The 20,968-nt window shown below is 72.5% G+C and carries 21 protein-coding genes; 9 read left to right on the forward strand and 12 right to left on the reverse strand.

The genetic code is table 11. The annotated features are described in order from the left end of the window. Positions 1-79: 79 nt before the first annotated feature. Positions 80-919, reverse strand: a complete 840-nt coding sequence (locus tag OHN19_RS20480; protein WP_330265582.1) for a helix-turn-helix transcriptional regulator — start codon at positions 917-919, stop codon at positions 80-82. A gap of 113 nt (positions 920-1,032) precedes the next feature. On the opposite strand from OHN19_RS20480, the gene OHN19_RS20485 reads away from it, so the two are divergent. The 5 genes from OHN19_RS20485 to OHN19_RS20505 all read left to right on the forward strand — a co-directional run bounded on the left by OHN19_RS20485 (position 1,033) and on the right by OHN19_RS20505 (position 5,017). Then, positions 1,033-1,629 (forward strand): NAD(P)H-dependent oxidoreductase, encoded by a 597-nt coding sequence (locus OHN19_RS20485; protein WP_330265583.1) that lies wholly within the window; start codon positions 1,033-1,035, stop codon positions 1,627-1,629. A gap of 593 nt (positions 1,630-2,222) precedes the next feature. Next, entirely contained in the window at positions 2,223-2,543 is a 321-nt protein-coding gene (locus OHN19_RS20490; protein WP_330265584.1) for a MerR family transcriptional regulator, read from the forward strand. A 250-nt stretch (positions 2,544-2,793) separates the two neighbouring features. Continuing rightward, positions 2,794-2,997, forward strand: a complete 204-nt coding sequence (locus tag OHN19_RS20495) for a cold-shock protein (RefSeq protein WP_007383480.1) — start codon at positions 2,794-2,796, stop codon at positions 2,995-2,997. A 178-nt stretch (positions 2,998-3,175) separates the two neighbouring features. Then, the gene (locus OHN19_RS20500) at positions 3,176-4,624 is read left to right on the forward strand and encodes a DEAD/DEAH box helicase (RefSeq protein WP_330265585.1); all 1,449 of its coding nucleotides are present in this window, start codon (positions 3,176-3,178) and stop codon (positions 4,622-4,624) included. A gap of 90 nt (positions 4,625-4,714) precedes the next feature. Beyond that, a complete protein-coding gene (locus tag OHN19_RS20505) occupies positions 4,715-5,017 on the forward strand; it encodes an SCO5918 family protein (protein ID WP_330265586.1) in 303 nt (100 codons plus the stop codon). Between the two features lie 82 nt (positions 5,018-5,099). Here the strand turns inward: OHN19_RS20505 and OHN19_RS20510 are convergent, their stop codons facing one another. From OHN19_RS20510 to OHN19_RS20520, 3 genes are read right to left on the reverse strand one after another with little or no spacing between them, the layout of a single operon-like run. Further along, on the reverse strand, positions 5,100-5,867 hold the full coding sequence (locus OHN19_RS20510) for a hypothetical protein (protein WP_330265587.1): 768 nt from the start codon (positions 5,865-5,867) through the stop codon (positions 5,100-5,102). A 14-nt stretch (positions 5,868-5,881) separates the two neighbouring features. Further along, positions 5,882-6,064 carry a hypothetical protein gene (locus OHN19_RS20515; protein WP_030319908.1) on the reverse strand — a complete coding sequence of 61 codons (183 nt, stop codon included), beginning with the start codon at positions 6,062-6,064 and terminating at the stop codon, positions 5,882-5,884. Between the two features lie 13 nt (positions 6,065-6,077). Further along, positions 6,078-6,383, reverse strand: a complete 306-nt coding sequence (locus OHN19_RS20520) for a hypothetical protein (RefSeq protein ID WP_330265588.1) — start codon at positions 6,381-6,383, stop codon at positions 6,078-6,080. 205 nt (positions 6,384-6,588) lie between these two features. Between OHN19_RS20520 and OHN19_RS20525 the strand changes: the two genes are divergently transcribed. The 4 genes from OHN19_RS20525 to OHN19_RS20540 all read left to right on the forward strand — a co-directional run bounded on the left by OHN19_RS20525 (position 6,589) and on the right by OHN19_RS20540 (position 13,003). After that, complete coding sequence (locus OHN19_RS20525) at positions 6,589-8,157, forward strand: XRE family transcriptional regulator (protein WP_330265589.1); 1,569 nt, start codon at positions 6,589-6,591, stop codon at positions 8,155-8,157. A gap of 183 nt (positions 8,158-8,340) precedes the next feature. Next, a complete protein-coding gene (locus tag OHN19_RS20530; RefSeq protein WP_330265590.1) occupies positions 8,341-10,779 on the forward strand; it encodes a SpoIIE family protein phosphatase in 2,439 nt (812 codons plus the stop codon). A 144-nt stretch (positions 10,780-10,923) separates the two neighbouring features. Continuing rightward, the gene (locus tag OHN19_RS20535) at positions 10,924-12,033 is read left to right on the forward strand and encodes an ABC transporter permease (protein WP_330265591.1); all 1,110 of its coding nucleotides are present in this window, start codon (positions 10,924-10,926) and stop codon (positions 12,031-12,033) included. A 205-nt stretch (positions 12,034-12,238) separates the two neighbouring features. Continuing rightward, on the forward strand, positions 12,239-13,003 hold the full coding sequence (locus OHN19_RS20540; protein ID WP_330265592.1) for a polysaccharide deacetylase family protein: 765 nt from the start codon (positions 12,239-12,241) through the stop codon (positions 13,001-13,003). On the opposite strand, the gene OHN19_RS20545 is transcribed toward OHN19_RS20540, so the two are convergent. The 8 genes from OHN19_RS20545 to OHN19_RS20580 form a co-directional block, all read right to left on the reverse strand. Continuing rightward, the gene (locus OHN19_RS20545) at positions 12,976-14,424 is read right to left on the reverse strand and encodes an MFS transporter (protein ID WP_330265593.1); all 1,449 of its coding nucleotides are present in this window, start codon (positions 14,422-14,424) and stop codon (positions 12,976-12,978) included. The genes OHN19_RS20540 and OHN19_RS20545 overlap by 28 nt on opposite strands. After that, positions 14,417-16,330 (reverse strand): glycoside hydrolase family 15 protein, encoded by a 1,914-nt coding sequence (locus tag OHN19_RS20550; RefSeq protein ID WP_330265594.1) that lies wholly within the window; start codon positions 16,328-16,330, stop codon positions 14,417-14,419. Before OHN19_RS20550 ends, OHN19_RS20545 begins: the two co-directional genes overlap by 8 nt. A 144-nt stretch (positions 16,331-16,474) precedes the next feature. Next, a complete protein-coding gene (locus OHN19_RS20555) occupies positions 16,475-16,699 on the reverse strand; it encodes a hypothetical protein (RefSeq protein WP_330265595.1) in 225 nt (74 codons plus the stop codon). A 43-nt stretch (positions 16,700-16,742) separates the two neighbouring features. Beyond that, positions 16,743-17,990 carry an acyltransferase gene (locus tag OHN19_RS20560; protein ID WP_330265596.1) on the reverse strand — a complete coding sequence of 416 codons (1,248 nt, stop codon included), beginning with the start codon at positions 17,988-17,990 and terminating at the stop codon, positions 16,743-16,745. A gap of 556 nt (positions 17,991-18,546) precedes the next feature. Further along, positions 18,547-18,768 carry a hypothetical protein gene (locus OHN19_RS20565; RefSeq protein WP_330265597.1) on the reverse strand — a complete coding sequence of 74 codons (222 nt, stop codon included), beginning with the start codon at positions 18,766-18,768 and terminating at the stop codon, positions 18,547-18,549. A gap of 92 nt (positions 18,769-18,860) precedes the next feature. After that, positions 18,861-19,370 (reverse strand): hypothetical protein, encoded by a 510-nt coding sequence (locus OHN19_RS20570; protein WP_330265598.1) that lies wholly within the window; start codon positions 19,368-19,370, stop codon positions 18,861-18,863. 26 nt (positions 19,371-19,396) lie between these two features. After that, complete coding sequence (locus OHN19_RS20575; RefSeq protein WP_330265599.1) at positions 19,397-19,819, reverse strand: hypothetical protein; 423 nt, start codon at positions 19,817-19,819, stop codon at positions 19,397-19,399. 81 nt (positions 19,820-19,900) lie between these two features. Continuing rightward, positions 19,901-20,686, reverse strand: a complete 786-nt coding sequence (locus OHN19_RS20580) for a hypothetical protein (protein ID WP_330265600.1) — start codon at positions 20,684-20,686, stop codon at positions 19,901-19,903. Positions 20,687-20,968: the final 282 nt, after the last annotated feature.

Below are 20,968 nucleotides of genomic sequence, written 5' to 3' on the forward strand. Positions count from 1 at the left end.
GCCGAAGGTGCAGCGTATGGCATGGCGGGGACAATCGGACACTGTGATGTCCGCCGCTGCCGCGACGCTGGACGGGACGTTACGAGATGACGCGCAGCCGGCCCCCGTGGGACGGGCGCCGGAGTCGGGCGACCGCCTGCGCCGTGGGCTCGTCCGCGGGGAGGAAGACGATCAGCTGCTGGGCGTCCGAGGTGAGCTCGAGGGTCTCGCGCAGCAGCCGGAGCACCGGACCGGAGGGGTGGTTGAGCCGGAGTTCGCCGCGGCGCGGGACGACGTGGCGGTTCAGGCGCCGGGTGAGCTCGGGGCCGGCCACGGGGGCGAGGTCCGCGGTGAACCACTCGTGGGTGTCGATCGACGGACCCAGCCACAGGTCGAAGGCCTGCTCGTCCGCGACGTCGTCCCAGTCGGCGAAGAAGGAGCGGGCGCGGGGGTCGGTGAAGACGTACCGGGTGAGGTTCGGGGTGTCGGAGTCGAGCAGTCCGGTGCCGCGCGTCACCGACTCGAACGTGCTGGTGCGGGCGAGGACGTCGCCGATCCGGTTGGTCACCACGGCGATGCCCGGCTCCATGAGCTCCAGCGTCCGCAGGACGGACGGCCGCACCTGGCGGGCCGGTGGTGCGGGCCGGGTGCGGCCGAGGCACTCCCCGCCGCTGATCTTCGTGAGATAGCGCAGGTGGTCGCGCTCCGCGGGGCTGAGGGAGAGGGCGTCGGCGAGGGCGTTGACCACGGCCACCGACGGGTTGCGGTCCCGGCCCTGCTCGATCCGGGTCAGGTACTCGACGCTGATCCCGGCCCGCGCGGCGAGGTCCGAGCGGCGCAGCCCCGGTGACCGGCGGCGGCCCCGGTCGGGCAGCCCCAGGTCCTCCGGCTGCGTGCTGTCCCTCCTGGCCCGGACGAAGTCCCCCAACGGTGTCCCCATGGTGCCGAGCATAGGAGGCGGCCGGCCGCTCGCGGAGGGTTCAGGGTGGCCCTGCGGGGGCCAGCCTGAGTCCGGTCTGGCTACGGCCGCGGCACGGCTCGATCGTGGTGGGCATGGCAAACGACAAGCACAAGTTGGTGGTCCTCGTCGGCAGCGTCAGGGAGGGCCGGTTCGGTCCGGTGGTGGCGTCGTGGGTCGCCGGACAGGCGCGCGTCCACGGTGGTTTCGAGGTGGAGGTGGTCGACCTGGCCGACATCGACATCCCCCTGGCGCTGCCGGCGGCGTCCCCGAAGTACGCGGGCGACGACTACCCGCGGCCCGCCGGGATGGCGGCCCTGACGTCCGCGCTGGCGGGGGCCGACGCGTTCGTCGTGGTCACGCCGGAGTACAACCACAGCTACCCCGCGGCGCTGAAGGCGGCGATCGACTGGCACTTCACCCAGTGGACGGCCAAGCCCGTGGCCTTCGTCAGCTACGGCGGCGCGGCAGGCGGCCGGCACGCGGTGCTGCACCTGGAGAACGTCCTCACCGAACTGCACGCCGTCACGATCCGCGACGGCCTCGCCTTCCCGAACTACTTCACCACCTGGCAGGACGGCCACCCCACCGACCCGGCAACCACCGCCTACGCCAAGACCCTCCTGGACCAGCTGTCCTGGTGGGCAGCAGCCCTGCGCACGGCCCGAGAGACCGCTCCGTACCCGGCGTGATCGGAGAAACGCGGGCCGGACGGCGACGACAGGGGCAGGGCGGAGCCCGGGCGGGCACGGTGGGCACCTGGACGGGCTCGGTGGGGACATAGGGCGGCACGGTAAGAACCCGGTGCACACGGCGAGATCCCAGCGCGTGCCCGGTAAGGCAGACCCGCCGCGCACAGCAGGGACCCGAGGCGGGCACGGTCGAAACCCGGCGCGAGCACAGCGGAGACTCGCCTGGTGCAGCGAGAACCCCGCGCGGGCACCGTAAAGACCTGGCGCGCGCATCGGAGATCCGGCGCGGCAGCGGGCGCCCGGCGCGCACAGCGGGGACCAGGCGCGGCAGCAGACGCACGGCGCGCGTGCCGGAGATCCGGCGGGCGTCGCTCGGCCGGGGACCGTGGGGCGTGATGGTGGCGGGCGGAGGGCTCCTGGTCCGTGTGGGTGCTGTTGGGCTTGTGGGGCGCGAGGTCCTTCCGGTGGTGGAAATCTGTCGGGGCGGCGCCACATATCCGGGTGGGACGACGTTAGGGTTGTGACCATCCGGGCACTACTGGGTCGGTGTCCGGGCCGTCGGGCCCACGCCGCGCCCCCGAAACGAAGGTGCCATGCCCGCCGAGACCTCCCCCGCCGGCCGCCTGGACGACGACGACTACCCGGCCTACACCATGGGCCGGGCCGCCGCCATCCTCGGTATCACCCCCGCCTTCCTGCGGGCCGTCGGCGAGGCGAAACTGATCACCCCGCTGCGTTCGGAGGGCGGCCACCGCCGGTACTCCCGCGGCCAGTTGCGCATCGCCGCCCGGGCCCGCGAGCTCGTCGACCAGGGCACCCCGATCGAGGCGGCCTGCCGCATCATCGACCTGGAGGACCGGCTCGACGAAGCCCTCCGGCAGAACGACGAGATGCGCCGCCGGCTGGACGAATAACTGTCGCAGCCACAACAGAATCACACACGGGGCGCGACGAGATTTCCGGAAGGGACGGGCCCAGAATTACCGGGAGCGTGGATCCGCGCATCTACGGTGTGTTACCGTGATAAGAGTTGCAGTTTTGGTTTCCGGAGATTCTTCAAGAAGGTCTCCGCGTCTTTCCGGGTCTTACCGGAGGGGTGATCATCGCGGCGACTCGGAATCCGTAAAGTGCGGATCCCGGCACTGCCCCTTAGGGAGATTCAATATGGCATCTGGCACCGTGAAGTGGTTCAACGCGGAAAAGGGCTTCGGCTTCATCGAGCAGGACGGCGGCGGCGCTGACGTGTTCGCGCACTACTCGAACATCGCCACCTCCGGCTTCCGCGAGCTTCAGGAAGGCCAGAAGGTTACCTTCGACGTCACGCAGGGCCAGAAGGGCCCGCAGGCCGAGAACATCGTTCCCGCCTGACGCTGACGCAGTTTTACGGCTGGGGCCCGCACTCTTGGGTGCGGGCCCCAGCCCATTGCCCGCAACTGTTTGCTTCGCTTTCTCCCCGGCTCTTTCTTGCGAATTCTCGTGCGGTTTCGCCGCGCCCCGGAGGAATTCCTCGACACGTGCCGCACGCATCGAGGAAGGTTCCCCACCCATGAACCGCACCCGCCGTACCGGAAACAACGGAAACAACGGGACCAGCAGGAACAACGCGTCCCGTGTCCGCTCCCGGGCCGCGAGCCACCAGCGCCCCCGTGCCGCCGCCGCACCCCGCGGCGAGTTCACCCTGCCCACCACGCTCACCGAGGCCCTGCCGGCGGTGGAGGCGTTCACCGACCTCGACCTGCCCGAGCGGCTCCAGGCCGCCCTGCGCGCCGAGGGCGTGACCGAGCCCTTCCCGATCCAGGCGGCCACCCTGCCGAACTCGCTGGCCGGACGGGACGTCCTGGGCCGCGGACGCACCGGCTCCGGCAAGACCCTCGCGTTCGGCCTGCCCCTGCTGGCCCGCCTGGACGGACAGCGCGCCGAGCCCCGTAGGCCCCTCGCCCTGGTCCTCGTCCCGACCCGCGAGCTGGCCCAGCAGGTCACCGACGCCCTCACCCCCTACGCCAAGGCGCTGCGCCTGCGCGCGGCCACCGTCGTCGGCGGTATGTCGATCGGCCGCCAGGCATCCGCGCTGCGGTCCGGCGCCGAGCTCCTGGTGGCGACACCGGGACGGCTCAAGGACCTCATCGAGCGCGGCGACTGCGAGCTCGGCCAGGTGGCCATGACCGTCCTGGACGAGGCCGACCAGATGACCGACATGGGCTTCATGCCGCAGGTCACCCATCTGCTGGACCAGGTGCGTCCCGACGGCCAGACGATGCTGTTCTCGGCCACCCTGGACCGCAACATCGACCTCCTGGTGCGCCGCTACCTGCACGACCCGGTGGTGCACTCGGTCGACCCGTCCGCGGGCGCCGTCACCACCATGGAGCACCACCTGCTGCACGTGGTCGACGACGACAAGCGCGCCACCGCCACCGAGATCGCCGCCCGCGACGGCCGCGTGATCATGTTCCTGGACACCAAGCACGCGGCGGAGCGGCTGGCCAAGCACCTGCTGTCGGTGGGCGTGCGGGCCTCGGCGCTGCACGGCGGCAAGTCCCAGCCGCAGCGCACCCGCACCCTCGGCCAGTTCAAGGACGGCCAGGTCAGCGTGCTGGTCGCCACCAATGTCGCGGCCCGCGGGATCCACGTCGACGACGTCGACCTCGTCGTCAACTTCGACCCGCCCGCCGACCACAAGGACTACCTGCACCGCGGCGGCCGTACGGCGCGCGCCGGCGAGTCCGGCACCGTCGTCACCCTGGTCCTGCCGCACCAGCGGCGCGCGGTGGACCGTCTGATGTCCGACGCCGGCATCTCCGCCCGGATCACCCGGGTCCGCCCCGGCGAGGCCGAGCTGAACCGCATCACCGGTTCCCGCACCCCCTCCGGCGTGCCCGTCACCCTCCCCGCCCCGGCCGCCGCCGAGCCCGCGCAGCGCACCGGGGCCGCCGGACGCGGTCGCGGCAGCCGCTCCGCGCGGGGCCGCCGCCGCTCTGCCCGCACCCCCCGATAGCCGTACGACCCACTCCGAGAAGGAGACGAACAGGGCCGCACCCTGGGCGTTCTCACCGTCCCCGTTCCGACCGCTCCCCGTGGAGGTTCCATGCGCATCGTCATCGCACGTTTTCCCTTCGACCTGACCATGAGCGAGGTCGAGAGGTCGATGGAGGGCGTCGCGCCCGAACCCGCCACCGGACCGTGCGTGACCGTCGGCTCCCAGGTGTACCCGGTCAAGCAGGTCGGTCAGGTGATCACCCGGCAGGACCGCCGGGACTTCACCGCCAACGAGGTGAGCCGGGCCCTGACCCGGCTCGGGTTCACCTGCCACGAGGTGCGGCCGCCGCGCCCGGAGGCCTTCAACGACCCGTCGGCGTCCCTCCCGTGGGCCGACACCCCGCTGGGCTGACCTCACCCGGGCAGGCCCGTGGCCGCGATTCCGACCCCCGTACGGGTTCGCGGCCACGCACCCGGCTCCGGTGCCCGGGCCCTCAGCGCCCGGACTGCCAGTAGGGGTCGAGGACGGTGAGCGCCGCGTCGTGGTCGCCGGTCAGCCAGTTGCGCACGTGCGGGGCGCGGGCCGTGTCCAGCACCCAGCGCACGACCGTGTCGTACCGGCGGTGGGCCGGGGTCCGCTCGTCCCGCAGCCACGCGAAGCAGGCGCTCACCAGACAGCGGTAGTCGGTGCGGCTCGCGTTGTCCGAGGCCAGGTCGGTGCCGTAGCCCGGGCCCCGTTCGCGGGCCAGCGCGACCCAGGGTTCGAGGATCCGGAGCGCGATGTCCGGGTCGCCGCTGCGCAGGGCGCCGAGGACCAGGGCGTAGCGGTAGGAGCCCTCCGTGAACAGGGGGTCCTCGCGCATCGTCGCCCGCAGTCCCGCGTCGGTGTCGCGCAGGGTCAGCAGGGCGTCGTGCCGGTGGCCGTTCATCAGGTGGTCCTCGAAGGTCCAGGTCAGCAGGTGGAAGCGGACCAGCAGGGCGAGATAGCGGTCGCCGTCCCGCTCCGCCTCGGCGAGCAGGGCGTCGAGTTCGGCCCGGCGCTCGCCGTGCTGCCAGGGCCAGGCGTGGCGCGGGTAGGTGCCGCTGCCGCAGACGTCGCAGCGGCGCGGGATCCCGGGCCGCGGACTGGCGAACCAGCCGCTCTCCCCGCAGTCCGGGTTGTCGCACTCCCAGCCCTCGGCCAGGGCGTCCGGCGGTGCCTGGTAGCCGTGTCGGCCGGCCGGCAGCCGACGCGGCCCGAGCAGCCTGTGCAGGATCTCCATCCCGTCCTCCCCCCTCAGCCGACCTTGGCGTGGTGCTCGTCGCGCGAATTCGGGCAGACGTAGCCGGTGTTGCCGCACCGCCTGCACGTGGTCATCGGGCCGACCCGACCCTGGCAGCGCGGGCAGCGGACGGCCCGCACCCTCTTGCGGCAGGCCCGATCCCCGCAGTGGACGTCCTTGTCGCCGGTGTACCGCACGCGAACCCCTCCCTCACCTGGTGCTCTGCAACTCACGCTCACGGGCGGCGCGTTCGGCCGGGCTCAGCCGGGTGATCCGGCCCGAGCGGCTGCGCGGCCGTACGCACCACGGCGAGGCGGGCTGCCCTCTCAGCAGCCAGACGGCGAGCGTGATCTCCCAGCCGACCGCCTTGACCACGCTGACCAGGAACCACTCCGGGCTGATCAGCAGCAGCCACGGCGAGACGCCGTGCCAGAAGGAGCCGCCCGCCCGCGCGTTGAACGTCCACAGCGCGATCACCACGCCGATCACATGCCCGAGTGCCAGTGCCGTTCCCATCGATGCCTCCCCCGACATCACCTCGACCGGCCGTCCGTACGGGCCGGTTGACTCGTTGGTACCGCCGTCGGGGGCCCGGGCCACCGCGCGTTGCACAGCTCGCCGGGCGCTGCAAGGCGCGGCGCGGGGCGGTGGGAAATCGGGTATGTCAGAGGGAATTGTCTCGGCCGGGGCCGGATGGCCCGACTCCTGCCACACTGACCGTATGAACGCGCGTGCCGCGGACGGCGCGGGGGCCGGGCTGGGGCGGCGGGCCCGTGTCGCATGGCTGTTACGGGTCAACCGGCTGCTGGCCGAGGAGAAACCGCTCAGATCGCTGCCCGCCTTCGCGGCGGCCTTCCACGGCGGGAGCTACGACCGCGAGGTCAGCGTCAGCACCGTCTCGCGCTGGGAGACCGCCCGGACTCCCGTCCCCTGGCAGGCGGTTCGCCGCTACGAGGAGTTGCTCGGGCTGCCCCGCAACCGGCTCACCGCCACCGCGCGCACGGTGTGGCGCTACTGGGCGCCCGGTCCCGTCCTGGACGTCGACCCGGTCGCCCCGGCCGGCCGGGACCTGGAGGACCTGCTGGAGCAGGCGGTGTCCGGGGACGTGATGACCGGCGACCACTGGGACCAGCTGGTCGACGGACTGTGCGCGCGGCCCGACGTCGTGCTGATGCCGTCGGGCACCTGGGCCCGGCTCGCCGAGCGGCTCGTCGAGGAGATGGTGATCGCCGACGACCTGCCGTGGATGCTGCGCTTCGAGTCGCTCAACCGGCTCCTCAACCACCGCAGGGGCGGCCGTACGGTCGTCGCGGTGTGCGGTGCGATGGCTGCGGGGCGGGCCCGGCTGACGGCGACCGAGATCGTCTGCGCCCTGGACAACTCCGCCCACCCGGACGCGACCGACCGGGTCCTGCGTGAACTGGCCCGGCCCAGCGGGCCGTTGGCGCACCGGGGCGCGGTCATGGCGTGCTTCCGCAAGGTGAACTACCGGCAGTTCGACGAGCCGCAGCTGACCAGGCTGGTGCGGGCGGTGCGGGACTGCGCCGACGACGGCCCGTTCGGCGACCAGGTCGCACCGCTGCGCACCCATCTGTCCGCCGCGCACCCCGAGCACGCCCGCGCGCTCCTCGGCCGCCGCCCGCCGGCCCCGCTGCCGGGGCGGCGGGTGTCCGATCCGGCCGCGGCGGCGGTGCGCAGGGTGACCGCGCGCCTGGGGGCGCTGGAGCCCGGCCGGGTGGGCGACTCCGCCGTGCCGACCGCGCTGGTCGGCGAGGCGCTGGCCAGCCCGCTCTTCGACGTCCGGCTGTACGCCGCGTTCCTGCTCGCGGCCACCCCGTACCGTCCGGTGCTGGCGGACGCGCTCGCGGCGGAACTCGTACGGCCCCTCGCCACCCGGCAGGAGGACCTCGCGGTCCCGCTCCTGGACGCGCTGCGGGTCGTCGGCGACCACCGCCACCGCGGACTGCTGCAATGGCTCGCGGTCACACCGGGCGTACCGCGCACCACCGCGTACGCCGCCGTGCGCGGCCTCGGCCATGTCGCCGCCGACCGCTCCACCGGCGACTTCCTGCGGTCCGCCCTCACCCACCACCACACCGCGTGGCGGGCCGGCCGGGACCCGGTGACCGCGGCCACCCTGGAGAGCCTCGTCTACGCCCTCGGCATGGCCGCCCGCGACGACGTGCTCACCGCGATCCGCACGAACCCCGACTTCCTGCCCACCACCCGCGCGGCCGCGTCCTGGTGGCTGAACATCCCGGCCCACCACCGCACCAGCGCCCTGCTGTGACGACCCCGCCCGCCACCGGGGCCCTCCCGCGGCCGCCGGAGCCGGCACCACCGGCCCCGAGATCCTTCCGTTCCGTTCCGCCCGCCCGGCGCGCCGTGCAAGACTGCGGCTCCGCACGGCAGGGTCGCCGTATGCCTTCTGTCATCGCTTGAGCGGGGAGCTGCGCGGCGGGACGCTGGGAGCATGGACGGCAGGCGCGGCACATCCGGAGGCACCGTGGAGGGACCCGTACCCGAGGACCTGGCGGTCGTGGTCGACGCCGGCGGGACGGTCACGGTGTGGAGCTCCGGGGCACGGCGGCTGCTCGGCCACGAGGCCGCGGAGGTCGTAGGGCGTCCGGCGGCCGACCTGCTCGCGGCCGACCTCCCCGAATCCGCGCGCCGCCACATCGCCCAGGGCCGGCGGTGGGCCACCGAGGTGGCGCTGCGGCACCGCGACGGCGACCGTGTCGTCGTACGGCTGAAGGGCACCCCGCTCGCGGACGGCGACGGCGCGCGGCCGTGGCTGGTCACCCCCGCCGCCCCGGAGCGCGTGTCCCAGCCCGCCGAGCCGACCGCGGAGGCCCTGTGGGACCTCACGCTCGCGCAGCTGCCCGTCCCGGTGGCGGTCTACGACGCCGAGGCGCGGCTGGTGACGGCCAACGAGGTCATGACCCGGGTGATGGGCCGCACCCTCGCCGAGATGCGCGGTCTGACCCTGTGGGAGATCGAGCCGAACCCGCCCTTCGACGAGTACGACCGCCTCCAGCGGCAGGTCCTGAGCACCGGTGAGCCGATCTTCCACGAGAACTTCGGCCAGGCCCCCGGCGAGGTCCGGGGCCACGCCTGGTCGATGTTCCTGTCACCGCTGAAGGACGAGGGCGGGGCGGTGCTGGGCATGTCCGCGGCCGTCTTCGACACCACCGAGCAGTACTGGGCCCGCCGCCGCCTCGCCGTCCTCAACGACGCGAGCCTGCGCATCGGCAGCACCCTGGACGTCGTCCGGACCGCCGAGGAGCTGGCCGAGGTGGCCGTGACGGGCTTCGCGGACTTCGTCACCGTGGACCTGCTGGAGTCGGTGGCGCTCGGCGACGAACCGGAGCCGGTGCCCCCGGACCGGCCGGTCACCGTACGGCGGACCGCGCAGCGCTCGGTCCTCGACGGCTGCCCGGAGTCGGTGGTGCCGTCCGGCGGGACGACGTTCTACCCGGTGGACACGCCCCCGATGCGCGCCCTGATCGCCGGCCGCGGCACCCTGCCGCCCGAAGGGGACCCGGGGATGCGGGCGTGGGTCGAGTCGTCCCGGGCCCGGGCCGAGACGGTGGCCAAGTACCTGATCCACTCGGTGATGATGGTGCCGCTGCGGGCCCGCGGGGTCACCCTCGGCCTGGTGCACTTCCTGCGCCACCGCACGGTGGAGCCGTTCACCGAGGACGACCTGCTGCTCGCGGAGGAGATCGTCGCGCGGGCGGCGGTCAGCGTGGACAACGCCCGCCGCTACACCCACGAGCGCCGCACCGCGCTCACCCTCCAGCGCAGCCTGCTGCCCGACCGCCCGCCGGACCTCGCGGCGATGGAGATCGCCTACCGCTACCTCCCGGCGGGCTCCGGCGCGGACGTGGGCGGCGACTGGTTCGACGTCATCCCGCTCTCCGGCGCCCGGGTCGCCCTGGTGGTCGGTGACGTGGTGGGCCACGGCATCCACGCCTCGGCGACGATGGGCCGCCTGCGGACGGCCGTGCGCACCCTCGCGGACGTGGACCTCGCCCCCGACGAACTCCTCACCCAGCTCGACGACCTGGTGGTCAGGCTGGACCGGGAGGAGGGCCCGGAGACCCGCGGTGGCCCGGCGGCCCAGGCACCGACCTCGGGCGAGGTGGGCGCCACCTGCGTCTACGCCGTCTACGACCCGGTCTCCCGCCGCTGCACCATGGCCCGCGCCGGCCATCCGCCGCCGGCCGTGGTCACCCCCGACGGCGAGGTCCGATTCCTGGACCTGCCTGCGGGCCCGCCCCTCGGCCTCGGCGGCCTGCCGTTCGAGTCCGTCGAGGTGGAGCTGGCGGAGGGCAGCCTGCTGGCCCTCTACACCGACGGCCTGGTCGAGGCGGCCGACCGCGACATCGAGGTCGGTCTGGACCTGCTGCGCGGGGCGCTGGCCGACAACGCGGGCCCCCTGGAGGAGACCTGCGACCAGGTCCTGCGGACGGCCCTGCCGGCCCGCCCGGCCGACGACATCGTCCTGATGCTGGCCCGCACCTCCGCCCTGGACACCGCTCAGGTCCGCACCTGGCAGCTGCCCCGCGATCCGGCGGCGGTGTCGCGGGCCAGGAAGGAGGCGAGCGAGCAGGTCATGGCGTGGGGTCTCGGGGACGCGTCCTTCGCCGCCGAACTGATCGTCAGCGAACTCGTCACGAACGCGGTCCGCTACGGCGCCGACCCGGTCGTCCTCCGGCTGATCCGCGACTCCAGCCTGATCTGCGAGGTGTCCGACGGCAGCAGCACCGCCCCGCATCTGCGCCGGGCCCGGGTGTTCGACGAGGGCGGGCGGGGGCTGCTGCTGGTGGCGCAGATGGCGGAGCGGTGGGGGAGCCGGCAGACGGCCACCGGGAAGACGATCTGGGCGGAGCTGGGGTTGCCGGATTAGGGCTCCGGGCGGGGGGTGGGCCGGGCCTCGGGGGCGTACCGGGTCAGGCCTCGGGGCGTACCGGGTCAGGCCTTCCGAGGTGCCCGTTTCCTCCGGGACGGCAAACGGAACGGCAAGTTCACCCACTTGTGCGACGATGCGCCCGTGAACGCACCCTCCACCCCCTCCTCCGGCGGACCCGCCCCGGAGCCGGCCCCCAAGTCCCCTGGTTTCGCGGCCGAGTTCAAGGACGCGGTGACGCTCCGGGCCTTCGGCCTGGTCCTCGGCGGCCTCCTCGTCCAACTCGCCTTCGTCCTCTCGTACGTCGGCGCCTTCCACTCCCCCACCCCGCACCGCATCCCGGTCGCGGTGGTCGCCCCCCAGCAGGCCGCCGCGAAGATCGTCGCCCAGCTCAACGCGCTGGACGGCGACCCGGTGAAGGCCACGACGGCCGCGAGCACGGCCGAAGCCCGCGAGTGGGTCATGACCCGCAGGACGGACGCGGCCTTCCTCTTCGACGCGCAGGGCACCGAGGACACCCTCCTGGTCGCCTCGGCCGGCGGCCCCTCGGTCTCCCAGACGGCCACCCAGATCGCCCAGAAGATCGAGGCGTCCGAGAAGCGCCGCATCACGGTGACCGACATCCGCGCCCCCAACTCCGGGGACGGCCGCGGCATGACGTCCTTCTACCTGGTCCTCGGCTGGGTGATCGGCGGCTACCTGACCGCCACGATCATGGGCATGGCCGCGGGCTCCCGCCCGGCCAACCGTCAGCGCACCCTGATCCGTCTGGGCGCCCTCCTCCTGTACGCGGTGGTCTCGGGCGTGGCCGGAGCGGTGATCGTGGGCCCGGTGTTCGACGCGCTCGGCGGTCACTTCTGGGCGCTGAGCGCGATCGGCGCCCTGGTCGTCATGGCGTCGGCGGCGACCGCGCTCGCCCTCCAGACCCTGCTGGGGCTGCTCGGCACGGGCCTGGTCATCCTGTTGTTCGTGGTCCTGGGCAACCCGAGTTCGGGCGGCGTGTACCCGGCCCCGCTGCTCCCCGCCTTCTGGAGCGCGATCGGCCAGGCCCTGCCACCGGGGGCGGGCACGACCCTGGTCCGCAACACCGCGTACTTCTCCGGCCACGCGACGGCCGGCGCCCTGTGGGTGCTGGTCGGGTACGCGGTCGGGGGCGCGGCGCTCGCGTGGGGGGCGTCGTGGTGGCGGGAGCGGCAGGCGGCCGGTGCCGGGAAGGTGACCGCGGTGCCCTCGGCGGACGCGGCGACGGCCTGACGGACAGCCCCGGTTGCTCGCTCGGTCGTCCTCTCGTCCCGCCCGGTCATCCGCCCGGTTGTCCGGGAACCACCCCGGGATTGTCCTTGATCGGTAACGGACGCATCCCATGACCGTCCCCACTCGTCCTGCCAGTTGGTCGCGTTGGTCGCAAGCGGACAAGGCGGCCGGTTGATCGGCGGAACTGCGGGAGAGTGGGGCGGACATGGCGCGGCACGGCGGGCGGGGCTGGTACGGCAAGGTGCTCGGGGCGGCGCTCGGGGTGACGTTGCTCGCCGCCGGCGCCTCGGTGTGGACCGCGCAGGCCGGTGCCGTGGGCTCGTCCCCGAAGGCGGCCACGTCGGCGAAGCCGGCCGCGGTGAAGCCGGTCGACGTGACCATCGCGCACGCCTCGGACAAGGGCGCGCGCGGCGTCAACATCACCATCGACGACGGCCCCGACCCGCGGTGGACCCCCCAAGTCCTGGACGTGCTGCGCCAGTACGGGGTCAAGGCGACGTTCTGCATGGTCGGCACGCAGGCGCAGGCCCACCCCGACCTGGTGAAGCAGGTCGTCGCGGCCGGACACCGGCTGTGCGACCACTCGGTGTCCCACGACACCACCATGGACAAGAAGTCCGAGGCCTACCAGTCCCAGCAGATCCTCGACGCCGAACGCATGATCACCCAGGCGTCGGGCGGCGTGCGCCCCCTGTACTACCGGGCCCCGGGCGGCGCCTTCACGCCGTACAGCCGCAAGCTCGCCGCCTCCCGGGGCATGCGCCCGCTGGGCTGGAACGTCGACTCCAAGGACTTCGAACTCCCCGGCACGGCCGCCATCATCGCCACCGTCGAGCACGAACTCCCGAACGGCCCGACGGTCCTCTTCCACGACGCGGGCGGCGACCGCGCCGAAACGGTGGAGGCCCTGCGCCGGCTCCTGCCCCGACTCCGCGACCAGGGTTACGTCTTCGGCTTCCCGGTGCGCTGAGCGGCCGCGGGAGCGGCGGGCCCGGAGGCTAGGGACGTCGAGGAACGCGGATCCCGGGGCAGGAGGGCGGCCGCGACGAGACCGCCGAGCCCGATGACGGCCAGGGTGATCATCGCGGCCGCGTAGGCGCCCTTGCTGAGGCCGGCCACAAGGATGGTGCCCGCCACGGCTGTCCCGAAGGACGAGCCGAGGTTGGACACACTGCGGGACAGGCCCGAGATCTCTCCCTGCCGTTCCTCCGGGAAGCTCGACTGGACGACGTTGACGGACGGGGTCAGCATCACGCCCAGGCCGAGACCGATGAGGAGCAGCCCGGGGACGAACGCCCACGCGGTGGCCAAGCTCCCCGCCAGGGCGACCAGAACCGCCACACCGGCGATGGAGACGACGAAGCCGGACATGATGAGCGTCCGCTGGGTGTGCCGATGCGCCAGCCGCTCGGCGGACAGGGACGAGGCCAGCAGACCCAGGGTGGCCGCCGTGAAGACGACGCCGGTCTGGATGGCGTCGTAGCCGCGCACGACCTGGAGGTAGGCGGCGACCGTGAACGACGTGCCCATGAGCAGCAGCCACTGGACGTTCTGGGTGACGAGCCCGAGGTTGGACATACGGTCGCCGAACAGGCTCAGGGACAGCAGTGGCTCCCGGCCGGACGCCTCCTTGGCGTGGGCGGAGCGGAAGAACCACGCGAGCACCAGGGCTCCGAGAACCAGCAGGGCGATCATGAGCCAGACGTTGTCGTCGGCGGCCAGGATGCCCATGACCACGAGGACGAGGCCGACGGCGGACAGGACCGCGCCCGCCGTGTCGAACGACCGGGCCGGGTCCGGGGGCAGCGGGTCGTCGATGCGACGGCTGAGCAGGACGATCACCACGACCACCAGGGCCTGGAAGACGAACGCCGCCCGCCAGCTGATCGCGGTGGTGATGAGACCGCCGATCAGCGGCCCGGCCGCCGCTCCGATGCCGCCCAGTGCCATGACGACCCCGAAGGCGCGGGCCCGGGAGGAGACGTCGGGGTGGAGGAGGGTCGTGAGGATGTAGACGGGCGGGATCAGCAGTGCGGTGCCGATGCCTTGGAGGATCGAGTAGCCCAGGACCAGGACGCCGAGCCCCGGGGCGGCCGCGCTGAGCAGAGCACCCGCCGCGTAGACGACCAGCCCGGTCAGGAAGCACCGTTTACGGCCGAACCGGTCGGTGAGTTTGCCGCCGGGGATCATCAGCGCGGCCATCACGAGCAGGAAGACCGTGATGACCACCTGGACGCCCTGGACCGTGGTGTCCAGGTCCTCGCTGATGTCGTTGATCATCACGTTCATGTTGGAGCCGGCGAAACTGCAGATGAACTGGGCCAGGGCGAGGGCGGCCAGGGCGTGCCCCGGCCGTGCCGGTTGCCCCGTCCCGGCCGCCGTCTCAGGCACCGGGGCTGCCCCCGCCCGCGTCCTCGCCCGGCACCGTGAGACCGCGCGTCGCGGGATGCCGGTGGTTGCCGGGGCGCGGTACGGTTCGCGCCTTCTCCAGTTCTTCGTCGAGGGCCATGGCCGCCGTGACCAGGGCGAGGTGGGTGAACGCCTGCGGGAAATTGCCGAGTTGCTCGCCCGAGGGGCCGATCTCCTCGGCGAAGAGGCCGACGTGGTTGGCGTAGGTGAGCATCTTGTCGAAGGCGTGGCGGGCCTCGTCGAGCCGGCCGCTGCGCGCGAGCGCCTCGACGTAGAAGAAGCTGCACAGGTTGAAGGTGCCCTCGGAGCCGCGCAGGCCGTCGGGGGACGCCGTCGGGTCGTAGCGGTAGACGAGGCTGTCGCTGACGAGGTCCTCGCCCATGGCGTCGAGTGTGCTCAGCCAGTCGGGGTCACGGGGCGAGACGAAGCCCACGCGCGGCATCAGCAGCAGCGAGGCGTCCAGCACGTCGGTGTCGTAGTGCTGCACGAAGGCCTGCCGCTTGTCGTGCCAGCCGCGTTCGACGATCTGATGGAAGACGGCGTCCCGCGCGCCGGTCCAGCGGGTGAGGTCGGCGGGCCGGGAGAACGTCGTGGCCGCGCGGACCCCCCGGTCGAAGGCCACCCAGGTCATCAGCCGGCTGTAGGTGAAGTCCTGGCGCCCGCCCCGGGTCTCCCAGATCCCCTCGTCGGGCTGGTCCCAGTGGTCGACGAGCCAGTCCAGCACCTCGCTCAGGGCGTGCCAGCCCCGGATCGCGCCGATGTCCCCGCCGACGATCAGCGCGTCGGACGCCTCGCCGTAGATGTCCAGCTGCAGCTGGTCGGCCGCCGCGTTGCCCGCCCGCACCGGCCGCGATCCGCGGTAGCCCTCCAGGTGGTCGAGGGTCTCCTCGGACAGGTGGGGGTCGCCGTCGATCCGGTACATGATCTGGAGGGGGTCCGCCGAGGGCGGCCTGTCGGTCTCGATGCGCTCGCGCAACCAGCGGCGGAAGGCGTGCGCCTCCTCCTGGAAACCCAGGTCGATCAGTGCGCGCACGGACAGCGACGCGTCCCGGACCCACGTGTAGCGGTAGTCCCAGTTGCGCTCGCCGCCGATCTGCTCGGGCAGCCCCATGGTGGCGGCGGCGATGGGCGCTCCGGTGGGGGCGTACGTGAGGAGTTTGAGAGTGATCGCCGACCGGTTCACGATGTCCTGCCAGCGGCCCCGGTAGGTGCACGAGCGCAACCACGACAGCCAGAAGGTACGGCAGGTCTCCAGGGCGTCGGCGACACTCTCCAGCGACGGGCGGGGTGGAGTGGGGGCGCCGCCCGGGGTGCTGGTGAGCACGATGGCCGCCGCCTGCCCGGCGGAGAGGGTGAACCGGGCGCTGATGTCGTTGCCGTCCTCGTGGAAGCCGACGCCGGCCGTGGACTGGAGGTGCAGGTCCGTTCCCGGGCCGCGGAAGACCACGGAGTGCTCGTCGGTCCGCGCGAGGGTGTGCGGGGCGCGACCGTAGTCGAAGCGCGGCTGACAGCTCAGCGCGAAGGGCAGACTGCCCCGGACGACCCGTACGACCCGCAGCAGTCGGTGGACGCCCGACGGGGCCGAGGAGTCGTTCGGCACCATGAAGTCGGCCACCTCGCCGACCCCTCCGGGCGCCATGAACCGGGTCACCAGTACGGCCGTGTCGGACAGGTACAGCTGACGGACGGTCATCCCGTCGTCGCCGGGGAGCTCCGCGGCCAGTCGGCAGTGGCCTCCCCTCTCCCCGTCCAAAAGGGAGGCGAAGACACTGGGCGAGTCGAAGCGGGGCGTGCACCACCAGTCGACGGTTCCGTCGGACGACACCAGGGCGGCGGTCTGGAGATCGCCGACCATGCCGTGCTCCGCGATGGGCGGGTACCGGTTCACCTGGTCCCCCTGTTCGGTCAGGGAACGCCGTCACGCCACGGCGGGCAGCCGTCACGGACCTGGGCACGACAAGCCTCCGACAGGCGTGTCAGCGTCGCCTCACCCACGGCGGGTGAAACCCCGCCGCCGACCGGCGAGGCCCCGCTACACCTCGTCGGTGGCGAAGAGTTCGAGGTGCCCGCACTTGGGGCAGCGGAACGCCGCTATCCGGCGCCGGGGGCGGCCCATCCGCTTGGCGCCCCCGAAGATGCCCCGCTCCAGCGCGCCCTCGATCCACCGTGCATACCCGCGCGAGTGCTCGCCGGCGTCCTCGATGAAGCCCTCCGACAGGCCGACGGTGCCGCAGTGGGTGCACGTGATCTCGTTCATCCCGCGAGTGTAGGAAAGGGCACGGGGTGGCGGGCAGGCCGCCTCAGGTCGCCGCCGCCAGTGCCGGCCGCGGGGCCCGCGCCCGGTGTGCCCTCCTCAGGAACGGTTTCTCGATGGCGTAGTAGGAGAGAAGCGCCATGAGCAGCGTCAGCACCACCGTCGCCGCCAGCCGGCCCTCCGTGACGCCGAGGGAGGCGAGGAGCCGTACGACCGGGTAGTGCCAGAGATAGATGCCGTAGCTGAGGTTGCGGCCCACCCAGGCCAGGGGGGTCAGGGCCAGCAGGCGTGACAGGCGGGTCTCGGGGCGCAGTTCGAGGGCGGCGACCAGGACGGCGGAGAGCGCCGCCACCGCGAGGAAACCGACCGTGTACCACGCGGCCGTCCAGACGCCGAGGTCCTCGGTCACCGGCACCTGCCAGGCGACCAGACCCAGCAGGGCCAGGGCCGGCCACGCGAGCCGGCCGGACCATGTGCGCAGCAGGGCCAGGCGGGGGTCGTCGGACCGCAGCCGTGCCAGGGCTACGGCGACCAGGGCGCCGGCCAGCAGCTGGTCGGCGCGGGTGTCGGTGCCGTTGTAGATGCGGTGGGCCGCGTCCGGGTTCCACAGGACGCAGCGCCAGAGCAGGGGGAGCACGCACAGGGCCGCCGTGCACAGCAGGACCGTGCGGGCCCGCACCCTGCGGAGGAGAAGGAGCAGCAGCAGGGGCCACAGGAAGTAGAACTGCTCCTCCACGCCCAGCGACCAGGTGTGCGCGAGCGGGCTGGTGAGGTCGGAGTAGGGGCCGGACTCGGTGGCCCGTACGACATTGGTGAGGAAGGCCGCCGACAGGCCGGCGGCCTGGAGCGAACCGTCGAAGCCCCACAGGTCGGTGGTCGACGCCAGCAGGGCGCAGAACGCGCACAGGGCGAGGAGCGCGGGGACGAGCCGGAGCCAGCGGCGCCGGTAGAAGGACATCAGGGAGATGCCGCCGCGGCGGACGTACTCGGCGAGCAGCAGGCGGGTGATGACGAAGCCGCTGATGGTGAAGAAGACGTCCACGGCGACCGCGCCGCCGGGCAGCGCGTCGGGCTCCACGTGGTGGACGATGACCAGCGCGACCGCGAGGGTACGCAGTCCGTCGAGGCCGCTCACCCGGCCGGTGCGGGACACCGCGGACGGAAAACCCCGGCTCGCACGGGGTGCGACCGGGGCTGAGGGTCTGGCGGTGCCGACCGCCGTATCCACTCCGTCCTGCGTGCTGCCTTCCCGCTCCGCTTCCGCCACGGCCGTCGAGTCCGGTGCCTTCGCCATGAAAGAGATCTCTTCTCACCTGCCCGCTGAATCGAGTAATCCCGGTGCGCCTAACCGGAAATCACGCTCGCATGCCTCGCTGGGCGTCAGCTGTGCCGGATCACCGGCGGACGCACAGGTCAGGCACAGGGTGGGCTCGCTCACACGCGCGGCAGTCGCCGTAGGCCGGCCGTTTGCGGAATGGGCCGGGGGCGCGGAAAACCCCGAGGGCAGAGCGGGGCACAGCAGGGCAGGGCAAGGCAGAGCAAGGCTAGGCAAGGCGGGCGCGGCGAAGGTACGGCCGGCGGAGATCCGCGCGCATCTGTGTGACACGCACGTCAGTACGCCGAGCGGCGGCAACGGCTGTATGCGGGCCGCGTCGGCGGGAGTGGGGTGAGCGGCGGGGTGAGGGAGCTAGGCCGCTTCGGGGCGCGGGAAGGTCTCGTCCTCGTCGTCCCCGTAGTCCGGCGCGCGGAAGGGGTCGGTGGTGAGGGGCGGGAGGGCCGCGGGGGTGCGCTGGGACTGCCCTTCGGGGGCGGAGAACAGCGAGGTCAGATCGATGGGAGGAGGTCCTTTCCTAGAGCTTGGTCATCTTCGGGTACGGACTCAGGATCCGCATCTGCGACGAGCCGAAATCCACGAGCACCGCGATTCCGTCCTCGACGCCGAGCACGCGGCCGAGACCGTACATGTCGTGGGTGACCTGGTCGCCCACGGCGAAGTGCTTGGGCACGGGTGCGACCGGAGCCTTGAAGGGGCTGGTGGGCAGATGGCGCTTCTGTGCGGCAGGTTTAGTCATCCTCCTCAGTATGCGCCCACGACGGCCCGGCCCGCGCCGCCTGTCCAGGACCGTTGCGAAGACGGGATGCACGGGGAGGTCCCGCCGTGCCCCTACCCCGCGCATTCAAGGGCCAGGTCACTACGGAGGGGCTCGGCCTGCCAGAGGGCGGCGAGCTGGGGATACGACGTGAGAAGGCTCCGGATCTCCCCGAGCGCGGTGGCTCTGGACCCACCGATCCCGTCGAAGCGGAACCCGGTGTCCTGGCGTGCGAGGCTTCCGAGGTCCACCCAGGCGGGATCCTCCGCGAACACGAGCTGAAGCTCCACGTGCCAGTACTCCGGCTGCCACGCGGGATCATCGCGCCCGTGGGCAGCGGAGACGGCAAGCCGGCGACCGAACGACAGGGCGGGCCGGTCGCCGTTCCAGTCCCACCGGCCCCACTGGACGATGAAGCCGTCACCGTCGTCGTCGGGTCCTTCGATCCCCTCGACCCCGACCTGGAGGAACTCACAGAACGCCTGCCAGGCGACCTCGACGTCACGTACGGCGTCGGGTTCGACTCCGCGCCGTCTCAAGATCCGTGCGAACGCGTCGGCGCCGGCCTGCCAGGGGATGGGCATGCGGGATGCTACCGCTGTCGCCCCCGCTAGACCTGACCTCGCCACCACGGCACGTCGAGGCTGTCGGCTGGGATCGCCTTGGCTCGGGTGAGGATCTTGCTGTCGAGGGCCCGTACGAAGGTGCGCAGTTCGCGTGCGCTGCGTTTCGGGAGGGCGTGCAGCACGGTTTCGAGGTGACCGCGGAAGTCGACGCCGTAGCACCCGCACGCGAGGATGCCGCGGTCAGGACCCGTGAAGGGCTCCACAAGCTGTCTCAGGGGTCCGTGGGCCAGGGCCTTCCAGTGCCAGAACGCTTCTTCCGTGGCTTCGGGCCAGAAGCGGGTCCGCTCGAGCCGGCGCAGGTCGGCCGTGCAGGAGGCGGACAGGCCGTCGATGCGGGGGTACCGCCGCTTCCTGGGCCACCGGTTCGACAGTTCGCCCCGCAGGGCTGACGGGCGCCTACGCGGCATTGCCCTTTCGGTTGTCGGTCATGAGGGCACGGTACAGAACGACATGCTCGGTCACCACCGCGAATTTACCGGCCGGGGCCTTCAGTTCGGGCCTGCGGTGGACCTGAGTGACGCCGTCGCCGTCGGTAGGTCGAGGAGGTCGGTCAAGGTCCACAGGCCGTTGCCAGGACGGGGGGCGCCTCCGTGTGGGGGCCGGGCGTGCTGTGATGCCAGGAGCAGGACTTGGCGGGCGGGGTCGGGGAGATGGGTCAGACCCACCACGCCGAAGCGGGCGCCGGCGTCCGCCCGGGCCGCCGGGCGGTTCGTCAGCTGGGTCATGGTGGGCGGCCCGGTGAAGGAACCGGCGTAGAACTCGATGACCGGGAACTCGTTCGCGCCGTGCAGGTCGTGAACATGGGCGGCGTGGAAACGGTCGGCGAGTCGGATGGAGACCACGTCTCCGGGGCGCAGGAACGTGACCGCTGCGGGACGGCGCGGGCGGCGCGTCAGGGGTGTCGGGGCCGACCGAAGCAACGCCTTGACCGCCGGGGACTGCCTCGCGAACGCGTCGGACAGCACGACGTGACGGTTGAGCTCGTCGACCGAGGCCAGGGCCCGCGCGGTGACGGCGCTGTCGTGGAAGCCGTGCTTGTGCAGCACGGTGGCCAGCGCCACCCACCCCACGTTCTTGTCCGTCGCCGTGGCGTCAGCGTCCTCCAGGAGGCAGCGCCAGCGGGTGAGGACCGGCGGTACCACCGCCTTCTCGACCTCCGCGTGGGACCGGCCGGGGTATGCCATCTGCCCGGCGGTCCACCGAGCGACATCCTCGACCATCCCCTGGACGATCCCCCGAGCCGCGAGCTTGTCCAGAACCTGCTGATGCCTCATGCCGGGGAGCCAGGTGCCGTGCGGAGCGCGGTGCGCAGGAGGTCGGCTTCGTCCTCGCTGAGGCGGAAGTAGGGACGGATCGGCGGTGATGACCACTCCATGGTCAGACATTGTGCGGGTGGTGGCGCCGCGGGTCGGCGGTGGGTTCCGGTTCGTGGCTGTGGTGGATCAAGAAGTCGGTAAGAAGAGCCGGGGCCGGTGCAACTTTCGTGGTGGGGGTGGGGTCCAAGTCGCGGCCGGTTCTTGATCTATGTGCCGGGGTTCTTCTGTCCCAGCTGGGGG

Source organism: Streptomyces griseorubiginosus (assembly GCF_036345115.1).
In the GTDB taxonomy this organism is placed as follows: domain Bacteria; phylum Actinomycetota; class Actinomycetes; order Streptomycetales; family Streptomycetaceae; genus Streptomyces; species Streptomyces griseorubiginosus_C.

Coding starts and splice junctions, on each gene's coding strand:
- OHN19_RS20555 (WP_330265595.1), bottom strand. CDS start 16,699: ATGAACGAGATCACGTGCACCCACTGCGGCACCGTCGGCCTGTCGGAG.
- OHN19_RS20520 (WP_330265588.1), bottom strand. CDS start 6,383: ATGGGAACGGCACTGGCACTCGGGCATGTGATCGGCGTGGTGATCGCG.
- OHN19_RS20485 (WP_330265583.1), top strand. CDS start 1,033: ATGGCAAACGACAAGCACAAGTTGGTGGTCCTCGTCGGCAGCGTCAGG.
- OHN19_RS20505 (WP_330265586.1), top strand. CDS start 4,715: ATGCGCATCGTCATCGCACGTTTTCCCTTCGACCTGACCATGAGCGAG.
- OHN19_RS20510 (WP_330265587.1), bottom strand. CDS start 5,867: ATGGAGATCCTGCACAGGCTGCTCGGGCCGCGTCGGCTGCCGGCCGGC.
- OHN19_RS20495 (WP_007383480.1), top strand. CDS start 2,794: ATGGCATCTGGCACCGTGAAGTGGTTCAACGCGGAAAAGGGCTTCGGC.
- OHN19_RS20480 (WP_330265582.1), bottom strand. CDS start 919: ATGGGGACACCGTTGGGGGACTTCGTCCGGGCCAGGAGGGACAGCACG.
- OHN19_RS20570 (WP_330265598.1), bottom strand. CDS start 19,370: ATGCCCATCCCCTGGCAGGCCGGCGCCGACGCGTTCGCACGGATCTTG.
- OHN19_RS20580 (WP_330265600.1), bottom strand. CDS start 20,686: ATGAGGCATCAGCAGGTTCTGGACAAGCTCGCGGCTCGGGGGATCGTC.
- OHN19_RS20490 (WP_330265584.1), top strand. CDS start 2,223: ATGCCCGCCGAGACCTCCCCCGCCGGCCGCCTGGACGACGACGACTAC.
- OHN19_RS20500 (WP_330265585.1), top strand. CDS start 3,176: ATGAACCGCACCCGCCGTACCGGAAACAACGGAAACAACGGGACCAGC.
- OHN19_RS20565 (WP_330265597.1), bottom strand. CDS start 18,768: ATGACTAAACCTGCCGCACAGAAGCGCCATCTGCCCACCAGCCCCTTC.
- OHN19_RS20540 (WP_330265592.1), top strand. CDS start 12,239: ATGGCGCGGCACGGCGGGCGGGGCTGGTACGGCAAGGTGCTCGGGGCG.
- OHN19_RS20575 (WP_330265599.1), bottom strand. CDS start 19,819: ATGCCGCGTAGGCGCCCGTCAGCCCTGCGGGGCGAACTGTCGAACCGG.
- OHN19_RS20525 (WP_330265589.1), top strand. CDS start 6,589: ATGAACGCGCGTGCCGCGGACGGCGCGGGGGCCGGGCTGGGGCGGCGG.
- OHN19_RS20530 (WP_330265590.1), top strand. CDS start 8,341: ATGGACGGCAGGCGCGGCACATCCGGAGGCACCGTGGAGGGACCCGTA.
- OHN19_RS20560 (WP_330265596.1), bottom strand. CDS start 17,990: ATGGCGAAGGCACCGGACTCGACGGCCGTGGCGGAAGCGGAGCGGGAA.